General features: G+C 68.0%; 17 protein-coding genes. 9 read left to right on the top strand and 8 right to left on the bottom strand.

Translation table 11 applies throughout. The features are described from left to right. The first annotated feature begins 96 nt into the window (after positions 1 to 96). From OXU32_10015 to OXU32_09985, 7 genes are all read left to right on the top strand, one after another. Complete coding sequence (locus OXU32_10015) at positions 97 to 321, top strand: AbrB/MazE/SpoVT family DNA-binding domain-containing protein (GenBank protein MDE0074283.1); 225 nt, start codon at positions 97 to 99, stop codon at positions 319 to 321. Further along, on the top strand, positions 318 to 743 hold the full coding sequence (locus tag OXU32_10010) for a putative toxin-antitoxin system toxin component, PIN family (GenBank protein ID MDE0074282.1): 426 nt from the start codon (positions 318 to 320) through the stop codon (positions 741 to 743). The genes OXU32_10015 and OXU32_10010 overlap by 4 nt, the downstream gene beginning before the upstream one ends. Positions 744 to 854: 111 nt before the next feature. Then, positions 855 to 2,987, top strand: coding sequence for a S9 family peptidase (locus tag OXU32_10005; GenBank protein MDE0074281.1), 2,133 nt, complete (start codon positions 855 to 857; stop codon positions 2,985 to 2,987). Positions 2,988 to 2,999: 12 nt separating this feature from the next. Then, a complete protein-coding gene (locus OXU32_10000; protein ID MDE0074280.1) occupies positions 3,000 to 3,572 on the top strand; it encodes a hypothetical protein in 573 nt (190 codons plus the stop codon). Positions 3,573 to 3,626: 54 nt separating this feature from the next. After that, on the top strand, positions 3,627 to 4,934 hold the full coding sequence (locus OXU32_09995; protein ID MDE0074279.1) for an SPFH domain-containing protein: 1,308 nt from the start codon (positions 3,627 to 3,629) through the stop codon (positions 4,932 to 4,934). A gap of 110 nt (positions 4,935 to 5,044) precedes the next feature. Then, positions 5,045 to 5,212, top strand: coding sequence for a hypothetical protein (locus OXU32_09990; protein ID MDE0074278.1), 168 nt, complete (start codon positions 5,045 to 5,047; stop codon positions 5,210 to 5,212). Positions 5,213 to 5,218: 6 nt separating this feature from the next. Beyond that, positions 5,219 to 5,731 carry a histidine phosphatase family protein gene (locus OXU32_09985; protein ID MDE0074277.1) on the top strand — a complete coding sequence of 171 codons (513 nt, stop codon included), beginning with the start codon at positions 5,219 to 5,221 and terminating at the stop codon, positions 5,729 to 5,731. Positions 5,732 to 5,799: 68 nt separating this feature from the next. On the opposite strand, the gene OXU32_09980 is transcribed toward OXU32_09985, so the two are convergent. From OXU32_09980 to OXU32_09945, 8 genes are all read right to left on the bottom strand, one after another. Then, on the bottom strand, positions 5,800 to 7,023 hold the full coding sequence (locus OXU32_09980) for a 6-bladed beta-propeller (GenBank protein MDE0074276.1): 1,224 nt from the start codon (positions 7,021 to 7,023) through the stop codon (positions 5,800 to 5,802). A gap of 173 nt (positions 7,024 to 7,196) precedes the next feature. Continuing rightward, entirely contained in the window at positions 7,197 to 9,167 is a 1,971-nt protein-coding gene (locus OXU32_09975) for a S9 family peptidase (protein MDE0074275.1), read from the bottom strand. Between the two features lie 54 nt (positions 9,168 to 9,221). After that, positions 9,222 to 9,641 carry a putative toxin-antitoxin system toxin component, PIN family gene (locus OXU32_09970; GenBank protein ID MDE0074274.1) on the bottom strand — a complete coding sequence of 140 codons (420 nt, stop codon included), beginning with the start codon at positions 9,639 to 9,641 and terminating at the stop codon, positions 9,222 to 9,224. Further along, positions 9,631 to 9,882 carry a type II toxin-antitoxin system Phd/YefM family antitoxin gene (locus tag OXU32_09965; protein ID MDE0074273.1) on the bottom strand — a complete coding sequence of 84 codons (252 nt, stop codon included), beginning with the start codon at positions 9,880 to 9,882 and terminating at the stop codon, positions 9,631 to 9,633. The genes OXU32_09970 and OXU32_09965 overlap by 11 nt, the downstream gene beginning before the upstream one ends. 69 nt (positions 9,883 to 9,951) lie before the next feature. Then, entirely contained in the window at positions 9,952 to 10,878 is a 927-nt protein-coding gene (locus OXU32_09960; GenBank protein ID MDE0074272.1) for a branched-chain amino acid transaminase, read from the bottom strand. 41 nt (positions 10,879 to 10,919) lie between these two features. Then, entirely contained in the window at positions 10,920 to 11,711 is a 792-nt protein-coding gene (locus tag OXU32_09955) for an SDR family oxidoreductase (GenBank protein MDE0074271.1), read from the bottom strand. A 23-nt stretch (positions 11,712 to 11,734) separates the two neighbouring features. Then, positions 11,735 to 12,106, bottom strand: a complete 372-nt coding sequence (locus OXU32_09950) for a cupin domain-containing protein (GenBank protein ID MDE0074270.1) — start codon at positions 12,104 to 12,106, stop codon at positions 11,735 to 11,737. Positions 12,107 to 12,276: 170 nt separating this feature from the next. Continuing rightward, positions 12,277 to 12,648 (bottom strand): cupin domain-containing protein, encoded by a 372-nt coding sequence (locus OXU32_09945; protein MDE0074269.1) that lies wholly within the window; start codon positions 12,646 to 12,648, stop codon positions 12,277 to 12,279. A 123-nt stretch (positions 12,649 to 12,771) separates the two neighbouring features. Here OXU32_09945 and OXU32_09940 point away from each other — a divergent pair, with 123 nt between their 5' ends. Further along, on the top strand, positions 12,772 to 13,494 hold the full coding sequence (locus tag OXU32_09940; protein ID MDE0074268.1) for a TVP38/TMEM64 family protein: 723 nt from the start codon (positions 12,772 to 12,774) through the stop codon (positions 13,492 to 13,494). 35 nt (positions 13,495 to 13,529) lie between these two features. Beyond that, positions 13,530 to 15,071: a mercuric reductase gene (locus tag OXU32_09935; GenBank protein MDE0074267.1), complete on the top strand. Its 1,542-nt coding sequence runs from the start codon at positions 13,530 to 13,532 to the stop codon at positions 15,069 to 15,071. Positions 15,072 to 15,073: the final 2 nt, after the last annotated feature.

Genomic DNA, 15,073 nt, shown 5'->3' with positions numbered 1-15,073 from the left:
CTTGTCCGCGCCCCTGGCGCTTGCCAATGGCAGTCTCTTGTGTGTAGGTAAGGAATCCTTGTATCATGGATTCACGGAAAGATAGAAGGAGGGAGCGTGCTCGCCAAGCTCACGTCAAAGAACCAGCTTACGCTTCCCAAGGCCGTCATCTCTACGTTTCCGGACACCGAGTACTTCGACGTAACCCGCGAGCGCGGTCGCATCGTCCTGACGCCCGTGCGGCTGACAAAGGCCGACGCGGTTCGGGCCAAACTCGCGGAACTCGGTCTTTCCGAAGCGGATGTGGACCGCGCCGTGTCGTGGGCTCGCCGGGGTGAATGACGCCGCTACGGGCGGTTCTCGATACCAATGTGCTGGTTTCGGCCCTGCTCTTCCCCGCGGGAAGCGCGAGTTGGCTGCGCAGGATGTGGAGATCAAGGGCCGTCGTGCCCCTGGTCAGCCGCGAAACGGCCTCGGAGCTGATCAGGGTGCTCGGCTATCCGAAGTTCAACCTGACGAGAGATGAGCAGGAGGATCTTCTGGCCGACTACCTTCCGTATTGTGAGCCGGTTGTGGTTGAAGAACCTCTGACGCTTCCCGACTGCCGGGATCCCTTCGACCGACCCTTCCTCGCCCTGGCCGTCACGGGCGCGGCGGACGTGCTCGTGACCGGTGACGCGGATCTGCTCGCCCTCGCCCCCGACTTCGCTGTCCCGACCATGACTCCGACCGCCCTGAAGGAGCGCGTCCGCCGGCGACCTTAGCTGCCGGACGCCCGCAGAGCAGACCCGCTCCACGGACGCCCGTTCTTGCGTTGGACTCCCACGCGCTCACCATTCACATTGCACGGAAGTCCATCGCATCCGGAGGATCCCATGATTCCGCGTCCATCGTCCGCCCTGTGCCGCTTCGCCTTCGCCGCGGCGTTCCTGTCGCTTTTCGCGTTCGGTCTGTCGAGCGTACAACCGCTGGCCACGGGGCTGGCCGCCCAGGAGCGGAGGCCCGTCGAGCTCGAGGACTACTACCGGCTGAAGAACGCGAACAGCCCGGCCATCTCGCCGGACGGGTCGCGGGTTGCGTTCGTCATCACGTCGGTCCTCGAAGAGGAAAACCGCAGCCACAGCGGGATCTGGCTCGCGGACGCCGCGGGAACCGGTGAACCGGTGCGGCTTACCAGCCCGAGCTTCAGCGCCTCCGGGCCCGGCTGGTCGCCCGACGGGCGCCTGCTCGTCTTCACATCGAACCGCCCGGGTGGCGATGGCGAGAGCGGCGGCAGCACCTGGTTCCTGCGCATGGACCAGCCTGCCGGCGAAGCCTTCCAGATCGAAGGACTGGGCGGGTCGCCGGTGTTCAGCCCGGACGGCGAGTGGATCGCGTTCACGCGGCCCACCCCGCCGGAGCCGGCTCCCGAGCCGGTGTACGCGTCGGACTTCGAGCGCCGCACGGCGGAGCGCTTCGACGGGCGCATGTACGACTGGATGAACTACCGCTTCGACCGCCGCGGCTACCTGCCCGATCCCCGCGACCCCGCCGCCACCCCGCCGCGGGAGGTGTACGTGCTGCCGGCCACCGGAGGTGAGCCCCGCCGCCTGACCGACCTCAACGTGGACGCCTCTGGACTGGCCTGGAGCCCCGACGGCAGCCGCCTCGCCTTCACCGCCGACATGCACCAGCGCGACGAGCTCAGCTACGAGCGCGCGGACCTTTGGACCGTCGACCTGGACGGCGCCGTCACCCGACTAACCGACGACGAATACAACTACTCCGGGCCCGCGTGGTCGGCAGACGGCGACCGCATCGTGGTGCGCGGCAACGAGGGGCTGGACGTGGTCATCCGCGAGGCCCGTGACCGGGGGGCGGCCAACGACCTGTTCGCGTTCAACCCCGACGGGGGCGGCAGGAGCAACCTCACCGCGGACTGGGACCTGATCCCGGGCGGACCGGTCACGTCACCCGACGGCCACGTCTACTTCTCGACCGGCGTGCGCGGCAACACGCACCTGTTCCGCGTGCCGGTGGGCGGCGGCGCGGTCGAACAGGTCACCGAGGGCGACCGCCGGCTCGCCGGCTTCTCCTTCTCGGCCGACTTCTCCCGCATGGCCTACCGCGTCACCGCTCCCATCGAGCCCGGCGACATCTACGCGGCGCCCATCTCCGCCGCGACCGAGACCCGCCTGAGCGAGGTGAACGGGGCGCTGCTGGCCCAGCTCGAACTCTTCGAACCCGAGAACCTCGTCTTCCACAGCCCGGACGGCACCGAGGTCGAGGGTTGGATGCTGCCCGCGCGCGGCTACGAGGCGGGTGGCGGCGACTTCCCCATGATCCTCGTGATGCACGGGGGGCCGCACGGCATGTACGGCAACGATTTCTCGTTCGACCGCCAGTTGCTGGCCGGGCAGGGCTACATGGTGCTCTACACGAACCCGCGCGCGTCGACCGGCTACGGGGAGGACTTCCGGTGGGGCACCTGGGGCGGATGGGGCTTCAACGACTACGACGACGTCATGGCCGGCGTCGACCACGCCATCGACAACTACCGCATCGACACCGGCCGCATGGGCGTGACCGGTTACTCATACGGCGGCTACCTGACCAACTGGGTCATCACCCAGACCGATCGATTCGCCGCCGCCATCGCCGGGGCCTCCATCTCCAACTGGGTGAGCGACTACGCGGTCGCCGACATCCCGCGCACCAAGGAGAGCGAGTTCTACGGCCCGCCCTGGGAGGAGCGCGGTCTGGAGCACCTGCTGCGCTCGTCGCCCATCATCCACGCCGACGGGGTGACCACGCCGACCCTCTTCGTACACGGCGAGACCGACCATCGCGTGCCGATCGAGGAGGCCGAGCAGATGTACGTCGCCCTGCACAAGCAGGGGGTGCCGGCCAAGTTCGTACGCTATCCCGAGTCCTACCACGGCGGCTGGACGCCTTGGCGCATGGTGCACCGCACCTGGGTACAGCTCGACTGGTGGGAGCAGTGGCTCAAAGCGCGCCCGGCGATGTAGGCAGGACCTTCGATGCTCGCAGCGTATATCTTCTGCCTCGTCGTGGGCGGCGGCTTCCTGCTCCTGTCGCTCTTCGGCGACTTCCTGGAAGCTGACGCGGATGTGGACCTGGACGCCGACGCGGATCTCAGCATCGGGGATGCCGGCGATGTCGCAAAGCTCTTCTCGCTGCGGGCCATCGTCTACGCCCTTTTCGGCTTCGGCGCCTCCGGCACCCTTCTCCACCTGGTGTGGGGAGGGGGCCGCCCCGGACTGACCGCCATCGTCGCAGGCGTCACCGGGCTGGCGACGGGAGCGCTGATCGGGGCGGCGTTCGGGTTCCTCAAGCGCGGAAGCGCGGGAGCCATGCTGGGGGAGCAGTCCTTCGTGGGGCTCACCGCGGAGGTGTCGCTCGAGATCACGGCTTCGAGCCCCGGCTCGATACGGGTGCTGCGCGGCGACAGGCGCCACGGCATCCGCGCCCGGCTCGATTCGAGCTGCCCGCCGGACCGGACGCTGAGCCCCGGTCAGTCCGTGGTGGTGGTCGGCATGGAGTCCGGAATCGCAGCCGTGGTTCCAATCGAGATGAAGCTGATCGATGAGTAACATACAGGATAATACAAGATTGTCATACAGGAACAATACAAGAGGAGGCACATAGTGGAGTTTCTCGCCGCACCCCTGACGATGGCCATCGTGATCCTGGTGGCGGTGATCGTGTTTGTCATCACCATCAAGAGCCTGATCGTGATCGTGCCCCCCAACCAGGCCGCGGTGCTCACCGGCCGGAACCGAACGTCCTCGGATGGTCAGACGGTTGGATACCGCTCCATCTCCGGGGGCCGCACGCTGCGCGTGCCCATCATCGAGACGGTACAGCACATGAACCTCGAAACCATCCCCATCGAGGTCTCGGTCAACAACGCCTTCTCCAAGGGCAACATTCCCCTCAGCGTCGAGGCGATCGCCAACGTGAAGATCGCGTCGGAGCCTGAATGGGTCTTCAACAACGCGGTCGAGCGCCTCCTCGGGAAGACCGAGGCCGAAGTGCGGGAGTTGGCCCAGGACACCCTCACCGGCAACCTGCGCGGCGTCCTCGCCACCCTCACCCCCGAGGCCGTCAACGAGGACCGGCTCGGTTTCGCCAAGGCCCTGGCCGATGACGCCGGCGAGGACCTGGCCTCGCTGGGCTTCCACCTGGACGTCCTCAAGATCCAGAACGTGAGCGACGAGCGCGGCTATCTCGAGGCGATCGGACGCGAGAAGTCGGCCGAGGCCATTCGGGCGGCCGAAATCGCGGAGGCGCAGGCCGAAGCGGACACCCGCGAAGCGCGCGCCGAGGCCCGCCGCCGCGCCCAGGTGCGCGAGGCGGCGGCCTCGATCAAGGTGGCGGAAGCCCAGAACGAACTCCGCGTGCGCAAGGCCGAACTCGACCGAGAGGGCGAGACTGCCGAGAAGATCGCGCGCGTCAAGGCGCAGGAGGCCGAGGTCGAGGCCGAGAAGATCCTCGAGATGAAGCGCGTCGAGCGCGAGGAGCAGCGCCTGCGCGCGGACGTGGTGGAGCCCGCCAAGGCCGAGAAGATGGCCGCCTTCGCCCGCGCCCAGGCGGAAGCGGCGCCGATCCTGGAGCGCGGAAAGGCCCAGGTGGAGGTGCTCAAACGGCTCTACGCGGAGGTTCAGACCGGAGGCGACGCGGCCTTCGCCGTGTTCATCGCCGAGAAGCTGCCGGAGCTGCTGGAGATCGCGGTGGGCGCAGTGGAAGGGGTCGACATCGACCGCGTCGTGGTCATGGACGGGGGTCAGGGCGAGGGGGTCTCCAACGCCTTGAACCAGCGGGTCCGGGGCGCCTACGGGACGCTCGAGGGGCTGGCGTCGGTGCTCGGCCTCGACATCCAGCAGGTGCTGCGCCGGGCGGCGGGGCAGACGGCAGAGGAGCCGCTTCGCGAGCTGCCGTCGGGTGACTCCTAGCGTGGTGGCTCGCCCCTTCAGGGCTGCGCGGACCGAAACGGCCGGCCGACCCCTGTCGTAACGAGCCGTATTCGTGTAGCATCCCCACGCATTCCCAAGGAGCCCGCATCATGATCTGGAAGCTGATCACAAAGAAGGGAGGCGTCTTCGACAAGCCGCGCGTCCAGCATCCGAAAAAGCCCAAGCCGCCCACCGCCGAGAAACCCGACAACCCATTCCGTCTTCCGAAGCCGCCTGCCCCGCCGGGGCATGAGTGGCGACGAAGGAAGAACCGCTGAGCGCTCTTGAAGAGGATCCTTCTGCTCCGCCACGCCAAGTCCGACTGGAAGGACTACACTCTTGCGGATTTCGACCGGCCGCTCGCCCCACGCGGCCGCGCGGCCGCACCCCGCGTCGCAGCCTGGATCCGTGACCACGATCTGGTTCCCGACCGGGTGCTGTGCTCGGCGGCCCGCCGCACCTCGGAGACCTGGGAGCGCATGGTGCCGGAGCTGGGCGAGGTGCCGGTCGTGCACCGGCGGGCCCTCTACCACGCGTCCATGCAGGCGATCCTGAAGCAGCTGGTCAAACAGGACGACGAGGCGAACACGGTGGCGGTGGTCGGGCACAATCCGGGCATCGCCGAATTCGCCTGGCGCTATTCCGTTTTCGGCAACGAGAAGAAGATCGCGCGCATGCGGCGCAAGTATCCCACCGGCGCGCTGGCCGTCCTCTCGTTCAAGATCGACAAGTGGGCCGATCTCCCGGGCGCGAGCGGAACCCTGGAGTACTACGTGCGACCCAAGCAGCTCAAGTAGCGCCGATGGTCGACGAGCTGCGCGACCGGGCTCGCTTATCTCCGATATGGTGGCGGCTGCAGCGAACCTCAGGGCATCTGCAGCTCGTACACCTCCACGCGCTCGACGCCAAGATCGTCGGTGGATATGACGGTCAGCCTGCCACCGACAATGTGCTGGATGCGAAGCCCGGCGGGGCCCACCACCTGGCCCAGGAAGCGACCGTCGGCGGCGAACACATCGCGGACGACCGTCTCGGCGCCCCTGATCGCGAAGCGGCGCGCCCAGATCTCGCCTCCGTCGGCGATGACCAGCGAGTTCCAGGCGGGGAGCCGGTCGGGAAGGGGCATCTCCCGAAAGCGGCGCAGGGCTGCCTCCACCTGGGTGTCGTCCATCGGCTCGCGGCCGCCGGTTGAACCCCGAACCCATGCTTCGAGGTGTGCGTCGGTTCGCAGGGGCGGCTCTTCGGTGAGGCGCACGATGCGCTCCAGAGTGCCCGTGGGGCTGTAGGTGGAGTACTCGTAGGATCGGCCCGTGGTCACGGCCATGCGCCCTTCCGCGGAGGCGGTGGCGGCGGCAGCGGACGAGAAGGGCAGCCGCAGAATCTGGATCGACAGATTGGTTCCGCTGCCCTGTGCGGAAGTCTGGGTAGCCTGCCCAGGCACCGCCGTGATCGTGTCGATCAGGGTGCCCTCCAGGTCGTGCCGGACCAGGTACTCGGATCTGCTCCCGGAAGGGTCCGAGATCGATTCGAGGGCGTCTTCCAGGCTGAAGGCTCCCTCCAGCGAGGGGAGGCTCAGGGATTCCACCCGGCTGAGGAAAAGGCCCGGTCCCGCCACGCGGATCGGGCGGATCACGGGCTGCTCGCCCGGGCCCTGGAAGGTAGCGGTGGCCAGCAGCTCGCCGTCCGGACCGAAGCGGGTGATGCGGTCGAGCCGCTGGTCCGCCGCGACGATGGCGCCCCCCGCCGTGGGCCAGGCTCCCGCGAGCGCCCGGAATTCGCCCGGCCCCTCTCCCGGGCCCCCGATGGTCTGGAGGTGGGTGCCGCTCCCGTCGAAGATGCGAATCTCGTCCATCTGCGCATCGGCGACGATCAGATTGCCCGCCCCGTCGACCGCGACCGAGGCAATGCGCCCGAAGAGCACTTCCGCGGGGCCGTCGATGGCGCCGATGGAGAGGACCGGTTCAGGTGCGATGGTAGCGTAGATGGCACCGCCGGACGGGTTGGTGACGATGGCGACGCCCGCCGAGTCGGTGAATTGGGCCGGGGAAGGAATGCGTTCGCCGCCGTCTCCGCAGGCGCCAAGGAGCAACAGTACACTGCATGACCACGCGGCGGGCGTGTGCCGGGGTCTCCTGGCGCGGGCCAATCGCTCTCGATTCATTACTGGTTCCCTTGCTGTACCACGAAATCCTTCGTAGACAAGGGTAGTCGACAATACGTCGGACGTCAACGGTTCTCAGCCGCCAGGGATGAGGTGCGCCTTCACTTCATGCGCTCACCCGCGTCGACCATCTCGTCCTTCAGGAACCGACCGAAGAAGTCCAGCATGTCGAGCAGCAACTGGCGCCGGTTGGCCTTGCCGCGGACATAGTAGTTCTCGTTCGGGTAGGTCGTGTACTCGAAGGGCTTGTAGTGGTTCTCGAGCGCCCGCGCGAAGATCTCGGACTGGTCGGAGCCGGGGTACCGTCCCTCGCCGTGCACCAGGAAGATCGGTGTGGACACCTTGTCGATCTCGTAGATCGCCGAGCTGTTGCGCCACACGTCCTGGCTCGTTTCGAAGGGGCCGAGTTCGTGCTCGAGGAGCTGGACGTGCCGCAGTTCGTTCTCGCTGCGGTAGAAGTGTACCCAGTCCGAGTAGCCCGAGCCGGGGACGATCGCGCGGAAGGCGTCCGGGGCGAAGGCCGCGGCGTACATTCCCATGATGCCGCCGTAGCTGGTACCGGTGAGGCCGATCCGGTCGGGGTCGATCCCGGGCTGCGCCTTCAGGAAGTCGGCGCCCGCGAGCACGTCTTCGAGGTCGCAGTGGCCCCAGCAGCCGTTGTTCGCGTCGGCGAAGTCCTTCCCGTAGCCTGAACTGCCCCGGATGTTGGGCAGCAGCACCGCGTATCCGCGCTGCGCGAAGAACTGCACGTGCTGCTGGAAGGTGTCGTTGAACTGCGAGGTGGGGCCGCCGTGGATCCACAGAATGCCGGGTGCGCGTCCGCCGGCGGGGACTCCCACCGGGCGGTACAGGTAGGCCGGGATCGAGTATCCGTCGGTGCTGGGGTAGTGGACCTTCTCCGGCAGGACCAGACGGTCGGCAAGGTTCCCGGCGGGCATGGAGAAGGTGAGCTGGCGGCTCTCGCCGCTCTCCACGGAGACCACGTGCAGATCCTGCGGAGTGACCAGATCGGCCTTCAGGTAGGCGATCGAGCGGCTGTCGGGCGACCACGAGGGACTCGACGCCACCCCGCCGTCGGGTGAGGCCAGCACGCGGAGCTTGCCGCCGCCGGAGGAGACCACGCGCAGGTCGTGGTGACCGTTGTGGTTCTCGATGTAGGCGATCGAGCGGCCGTCGGGCGACCAGACCGCGCCGCCCTGGTCGGCGTCCGCGGCCGCAACCGGACGGGGCTCACCGCCCTCGATCGGTGCGATCCAGTAGTTGATCCAGCCGCTGCGATGAGAGCGGAAGAGAACCTGGCCGCCATCGGGCGAGACCTGCGGATAGCCGAAGGTGCTGCCGGCGCCGTAGTCGAAGAAATCCCGGTCCCGAAGCACGGTGCGCGCGCCCGATCCGTCCGGAGTGACCGCGATCACGTCGTGATCCTCCCAGGCGTCGTCGAGGCGCACGTACAGGATGCGCCGGGAGTCCGGGGTCCAGGTGGGGAAGACCTCGTAATTCTTCTCGCTGCTGATGCGCCCGACGCGCCGGGTTGCGACATCGACCGTCCAGATGTCGTAGTTGCCGTAGCGGTCGCCGGCGAAGGCGATCGAGCGCTCGTCGGGCGACCAGGTCATCGAGTTGATTCGCCCTCCCAGGTTTGTCAGCCGGATCTCGCTGCCGTCGCGGGTGGACCAGATCCAGATCTCCGGCGAGCCGCCCTTGTCCGACACGTACGAGATCCAGTTGCCCTGCGGTGACCAGCCGGGCATCTGGGAGGCCAGGAAGTGGCCCGAGCTGCCCATGTCGATCGGGACGCGGGTAGGAAATCCGCCATCCGGCGAGAGCGTGACCAGCCCGCCGGAGAGCGAGGACTGGAAGAGGATCGACGTGCCGTCGGGCGACCAGGCGGGCGAGCCGGAGACGACCGACTCGATGGCAAGCAACTGGTCGATGGTGAGGACATCGGCCTCCTGGGCGCCGGCCTGAGCGGGGATGCCCGCGGCCGCGGCGGCCGCGAGGATGAGGGCCGACGCGAGGTTCGTGGCGGGTCGCTGGCGGAGGACCACCTTCGGGTTCCGATAGCTGGTCATGGCTTACTCCATGTGGCGTTGCCGGCTGCGGCCAGGTCGTGGAGGGTCACCCGCCTACTCTGCGTGGAGCGCCAGAAAGCGGGCCGGTGTGATGATCGGTATCCCATGGAACGGCGACATGGCGAGCAGGTCGCCGTCTCCCGTCACCAGATGATCGGCGCGACCCATGAGGGCCGTCTCCAGAATCTTGTCGTCGGTGGGGTCACGACAGCCGAGCCTGGCACCGGCGATCGGCACCCATTCCGCAACCGCGGCCAGCAGCGCGACGAAGGCTGCCCGGGATTCCTTGCCCACGTAGCGGTCGAACTTCAAGCCGAGGATCCGACGGCGAAGCTCGGCGAACGTCTCGTCGCTGAAGAGAAGGACCCCGTTGTCCGCCCTGACCAGATCGACGACCCTGCGAGGTGGACCGGTCCGGGTGAGGGCGGCGCTGATCAGGACGTTGGTATCTAGTACGACCCTGTCAGCTCTCATCGGAGAGCAGGGACTCCAACGCCGCTGGCGTCAGGCCGTTGGCGGCTGCCTCCCGGCTCATGGCGTCCATAGCAGCCGCCAACCGGTCCCAGGCAGTCCCGCGCAGTCGTTCGAACTGCTCCACCGACAGCATCACGCCCACCGGCGTGCCGTTCCGGGTGACCCGCACGGGTCCCTGCTGGGCGGACCGAAGCAGTTGGCCGAACCGGTTCTTGGCCTCTTTGGCAGTGATTTCTCGCATGGGGCATAATAGCTATTATGGTCCTGATGGTCAAATCGACCTTGGTGCCAGGCTCCATGCCTTGTTGACTTACACCTGCGTCAGCCAGCCGTACGGGTCTTCCGCCCGCTGCTTGACGATGTCCATGAAGCGCCGCTGGATCTGCAGCGTAACCTCGCCCGCCTTGCCGGACCCGACCGGGATGCGGTCGACGCTCGTGATGGGGGTCACCTCGGTGGCGGTGCCCGAGAAGAAGAGTTCGTCGCAGGTGTAGAGGGTTTCGCGGGCGACGAGTTGCTCGCTCGCCGGGATGCCCATCTCGGCCGCGAGCTTGAGCACCGTGTCGCGGGTGATGCCCTGGAGGGAGGTGCCGTCGAGAATGGGTGTGATGAGCTGGCCGTCCACCACCAGGAACAGGTTCTGCCCGCTGCCCTCGCTCACCAGCCCGTTGGGGCCGAGCGCGATGGCATCCGCGTAACCGTCCGCGTGCGCCTCCATCTTCATGAGCATGGCGGCGTTGTAGTGGCCGGCCGCCTTTGCGCGCATCGGGAAGGTGTTGGGCTCGGCGCGCTGCCAGGACGAGACCTTCACTCCCACGCCCTTCTCCAGAGCTCCCGCGCCCAGGTAGGTGTCCAGCGGCCAGCAGGCCACGTACGACTCGATGGGGCTCGCGCGGGGATCGAGCGCCGCGGCGCCGTATCCGCGTATCACCATGGGACGGATGTAGCAGCTGCCCAGGCCGTTCTTCGCCACCGCGTCGACGCAGGCCCGCGCGTACTCCTCCCGCGAGTATTCCGGCGCCATGCGATACACGATGCAGGAGTTGTAGAGCCTGCGGATGTGCGCGCCCAGGCGGAAAATGGCCCGCCGTCCCCCGGACTCGTAGCAGCGGATGCCCTCGAACAGGGACACGCCGAACTGTACGGCCAGCGAGAGCAGATGCACCCGGGCGTCCTGCCAGCGGATGAACGTTCCGTCCTTCCAGATGAATTCGGATTCCTGTAGCTCAAGGGCCATCGGGTTTCTCGGTCTTGGGGATCAGGTTGGCCTCGGTGTCGTCATACCAGGGCGCGGATCCATCCCCCGTCAACCGGGATGGAGGTGCCGGTGATGTAACTCGCGCGCTCGGAAGCGAGAAAGGTAACCAACGCTGCAAATTCCGCAGGGGCGCCCACGCGTCCCGCGGGGATCTCGCTGGCCCAGCGGTCGAACGCAGCCTCCCGGTCGATGCCCTCGCGCGCGGCGATCTGGCCGGCCAGCCAGTCCAGGCGGGCGGTGCGGGTGTAGCCGGGCATCACGTTGTTCACGGTGACGCCGTCGCGCGCCACCTCGTTGGCCAGGGTGCGGGCGAAGCCGGTCACCGCGGCGCGCACGCTGTTGGAGAGAATGAGCCCGTCGACCGGCTGCTTCACCGCAATCGAGGTGACGTTGACGATCCGGCCCCAGGCTCGCTCGCGCATGCCCGGAAGGACGACGCGGGTCAGGTTGAGCACGCTCTCCAGGTTCTGGGCGACGGCGGTGCGCCACGCTTCCGGACTATGCGCCTCGAAGGGGCCGGAGGGAGGGCCGCCAGTGTTGGTGACCAGGATGTCGACCTGTCCGAAGGCCTCGACGGCGGTGTCGGTGACGCGCCGCACGCCCTCCGGGTCGGTGAGGTCGGCGGCCACGGCCACGGGCCGGGAGCCGGTGTCGCGTGCGATGCGGTTGCGTGTACGGTTCAGGTCGTCTTCACCCCGGGCGCACATTACCAGCCGCGCCCCCTCGCGCGCGAACTCCTCCGCCACCGCGCGTCCCAGCCCGCGGCTTGAGGCCGCCACCAGCGCGACCTTGCCGGTCAGCCCGAGGTCCATGTCACCTCACGCGACGGGGTGATTCATCTCAGGTACGCGTCGGTCCCGTCCAGCCAGTCCTGCCGGGGCGGGCAGAAGACATCCACGTCCAGGGTGTCTTCGAGCGCGACCGCCTTGTGCGGCACCCACGAGGGAATGTGCAGCACCTCTCCGGCGCGCACGACCACTTCCTCGCTCTCATCCTCCCCGATCCAGAAATGCAATGCGCCCTCGAGCACATAGGTGAGCTGCTCGTTGTCGTGCGAGTGCAGCGGCACCACGGAGCCCTTGTCGAGATAGATGTGCGCGAGCATCATGCGCTCGCCCGTCACCAGGCGCCGTCCGAGTCCTTCCTTGACCTGTTCGATCGGCATGTCGTCCCAGCGGAAGTGGCGTACGCTCTGTTCGGAGCTCATTGGGTTTCCTCGGCAGTGGGTTGCATGAACGCTGTAGTGGACCGGATCACGACCGGCAGATGGGCCGGGCGAACCCTCTCAATACCGTAACCGCGGGACTTCGGCAAGTAGCGGAGGTCGATGGTGCCGAGGGCGGTGCCCGGTCCGTTGGCGCGGAGAGCTCGGGGCCCTCACCGCAGGTAGCTGTCAGTGCCGTCCAGCCAGTCCTGGCGCGGCGGGCAGAAGACGTCCGTCACAAGCGTGTCCTCGAGCGCGAGCGCACTGTGCGGCAGTCCGGACGGGATGTAGAGAACTTCGCCGGCGCGAACGATCACCTCCTCGCCCTCGTCATCGCCGAGCCGGAGCCTGAGCGCGCCATCCAGCACATGGGCGATCTGCTCGTTGTCGTGCTCGTGCAGCGGGACGACGGTGCCCCTGACCATGTACCAGTGCGCGAGCATCATGCGCTCGCCGGTCACCACGCGCCTTCCCAGACCTTCCTTCACCTCTTCCATTGGCATATCGTCCCAGCGGAAATGACGGGCGCGCCGTTCGGGGCTCATTGGTTCTCCTTGTGATGGCTGGGGGAGTGCCGGCGATCGTCCGGACGAACCACCTCAATACCGTAGCCGGCCGCATCCGGCAAGTGGCGCGGACACGGCTGCCCCGATGAAGGAGGAGGCAAGGTGACCGAGGCGAATTCGGAGGCCCGGGAGTCGCGGCGGCGGCGACCGTGGCTGCTGGCGCTCGTGGCGGTGGCGGTGGTTGTGCTGCTGGTGTTTGCGGGAAGGCAGCTGGCCGGGGTCATCCCCGCGCTCGCGGAGCGCATCGAGGAGATGGGGGTGTGGGGTCCGGTGGTCTTCGTGTGCGCCTACGCCGCTGCGACGGTGGCCTTTGCGCCGGGATCGATTCTGACCTTGGCCGCGGGAGCGATCTTCGGCATCGGGCGCGGAACGGTGATCGTGTTCGTCGGGGCCACGACGGGTGCCGCGCTCGCCTTTCTGGTGGCGCGCTACCTGGCCCGGTCCGCCATCGAGAACAAGGTGGCCGACTATCCGCGTTTCGCCGCCATCGACCGCGCCATCGGCGAACAGGGGCGCAAGATCGTCGTCCTCCTGCGGCTGTCGCCGGTCTTTCCCTTCAACCTGCTCAACTATGCCCTGGGCCTGACCAGGGTGCGCTTCGTGGACTACCTGATCGCGTCGCTGGGGATGATACCGGGGACGCTGCTGTACGTGTACTACGGCCAGGTGATCGGCGACGTGGCGGCGCTGGCGAGCGGGGTGCAGGTGGCGCGGGGTGCCGGCTACTACACGGTGCTCGGGGTCGGGCTGGCGGCGACCATCGTGGTCACCACCCTGGTCACGCGCATCGCGCGACGCGCGCTGAAAGAGATCACGGGGGACTGACCACTATGAGACCAACAGGAACGGAGCGATAGATCGTGTCGGCAGACAGAGTCGTGATTCTTCCCGACGACGTGCACAACCGCGAACTGGTGAGCCATGTGCACCCGTCCGACTGGCGCAACCCCGAACCCCGCGACCGCTACCACCTGGTCGTGGTAGGGGCGGGGACGGGGGGGCTGGTGAGCGCCGCCATCGGCGCGGGGCTGGGCGCAAAGGTCGCCATGGTGGAGCGGCACCTCATGGGCGGCGACTGCCTCAACTTCGGGTGCGTTCCCTCAAAGGCGGTGATCAGCTCGGCCCGGCGGGTGCATGCGGCGAGCGCGGCCTCCGCCAACGGCCGCCCCGGATCGGCGGCCGGCCGGGGGACGGATCACGGCCCGGCGGGCGAGTTCACCGCCGCGATGGAGCGCATGCGGCGGCTGCGCGCCCGCATCAGCCCGGTCGACGGGGCATCGCGGTTCGCCGGGCTGGGGGTGGACGTCTTCCTCGGCCACGGCGAGTTCGTGGGCCCGGACCGGCTGCGCGTCAACGGGGACGAACTGCACTTCCGCCGCGCCGTCATCGCAACGGGCGCCCGCGCGGCGCTCCTCCCGGTGCCGGGACTCGAGGGCCCGAACGTCTACACCAACGAGACCATCTTCTCGCTCACCGAGCTGCCGCCGCGCGTGATCGTGATCGGTGCCGGTCCCATCGGCGTGGAGCTCTCGCAGACCTTCGCGCGCTTCGGCAGCGAGGTCACCGTGGTGCACGCAGACCCGCATCCGTTGCCGCGCGACGACCGGGACGCTGCCGCCATCGTCACCCGCGCCATCGAGGCCGACGGCGTGCGCGTTCTGAATTCGGCGGCCGTGCTCGGAGCGCGCCGCGAGGACGGCGCCACCGTGCTGGCGGTGGAGCACGGCGGACATCAGGAGGAACTCGCAGCCGAGGCGGTGCTGGTGGCCGCCGGCCGTGCACCCAACGTCGACGGGATGGGCCTCCAGGCCGCCGGCGTGGCATGCGACCGCACCGGCATCCAGGTCGACGATCAGCTGCGCACGACGGCGAAGGGCATCTACGCGGTGGGCGACGTGGCGTCGAAGCACCAGTTCACCCATGCGGCCGACCACCAGGCACGCATCGCCGTGCAGAATGCGCTCTTCTTCGGCCGCGGCCGGGCGAGCCGCCTGGTGATCCCGTGGGCGACCTACACGGACCCGGAGGTCGCCCATGTAGGCCTCCATCGAGACGAGGCCATCGCCGCGCGCCACGACGTCGAGACCATCACCATCCACTTCGACGACATCGACCGCGCCATCCTCGAGGGTGAGGAAGATGGCTTCTTCCGCGTCCATCTGAAGAAGGGCAGCGACCGCATCCTCGGCGCGACGCTCGTGTGCGCGCAGGCGGGGGACATGATCGGCGAGGTCACGCTGGCGATGACGGCCGGCCTCGGCCTGGGCAAGCTCGGGAGCACCATCCACCCCTATCCCACGCGCAGCGACGTCTTTGCGCGCGCGGCGAACGCCTGGCGCAAGCAGAAGCTGACGCCCACCGCCCAGAAGGTGTTCCGGGCCTTCTTCCGCGTGTTCAAGTAAAC

Source organism: Gammaproteobacteria bacterium, assembly GCA_028819075.1.
Lineage (GTDB): Bacteria > Gemmatimonadota > Gemmatimonadetes > Longimicrobiales > Gaopeijiaceae > BD2-11.
This window is presented reverse-complemented; position numbering and strand designations above follow the sequence as displayed.

Coding starts and splice junctions, on each gene's coding strand:
- OXU32_10010 (MDE0074282.1), top strand. CDS start 318: ATGACGCCGCTACGGGCGGTTCTCGATACCAATGTGCTGGTTTCGGCC.
- OXU32_10005 (MDE0074281.1), top strand. CDS start 855: ATGATTCCGCGTCCATCGTCCGCCCTGTGCCGCTTCGCCTTCGCCGCG.
- OXU32_10000 (MDE0074280.1), top strand. CDS start 3,000: ATGCTCGCAGCGTATATCTTCTGCCTCGTCGTGGGCGGCGGCTTCCTG.
- OXU32_09990 (MDE0074278.1), top strand. CDS start 5,045: ATGATCTGGAAGCTGATCACAAAGAAGGGAGGCGTCTTCGACAAGCCG.
- OXU32_09975 (MDE0074275.1), bottom strand. CDS start 9,167: ATGACCAGCTATCGGAACCCGAAGGTGGTCCTCCGCCAGCGACCCGCC.
- OXU32_09970 (MDE0074274.1), bottom strand. CDS start 9,641: ATGAGAGCTGACAGGGTCGTACTAGATACCAACGTCCTGATCAGCGCC.
- OXU32_09965 (MDE0074273.1), bottom strand. CDS start 9,882: ATGCGAGAAATCACTGCCAAAGAGGCCAAGAACCGGTTCGGCCAACTG.
- OXU32_09960 (MDE0074272.1), bottom strand. CDS start 10,878: ATGGCCCTTGAGCTACAGGAATCCGAATTCATCTGGAAGGACGGAACG.
- OXU32_09955 (MDE0074271.1), bottom strand. CDS start 11,711: ATGGACCTCGGGCTGACCGGCAAGGTCGCGCTGGTGGCGGCCTCAAGC.
- OXU32_09950 (MDE0074270.1), bottom strand. CDS start 12,106: ATGAGCTCCGAACAGAGCGTACGCCACTTCCGCTGGGACGACATGCCG.
- OXU32_09945 (MDE0074269.1), bottom strand. CDS start 12,648: ATGAGCCCCGAACGGCGCGCCCGTCATTTCCGCTGGGACGATATGCCA.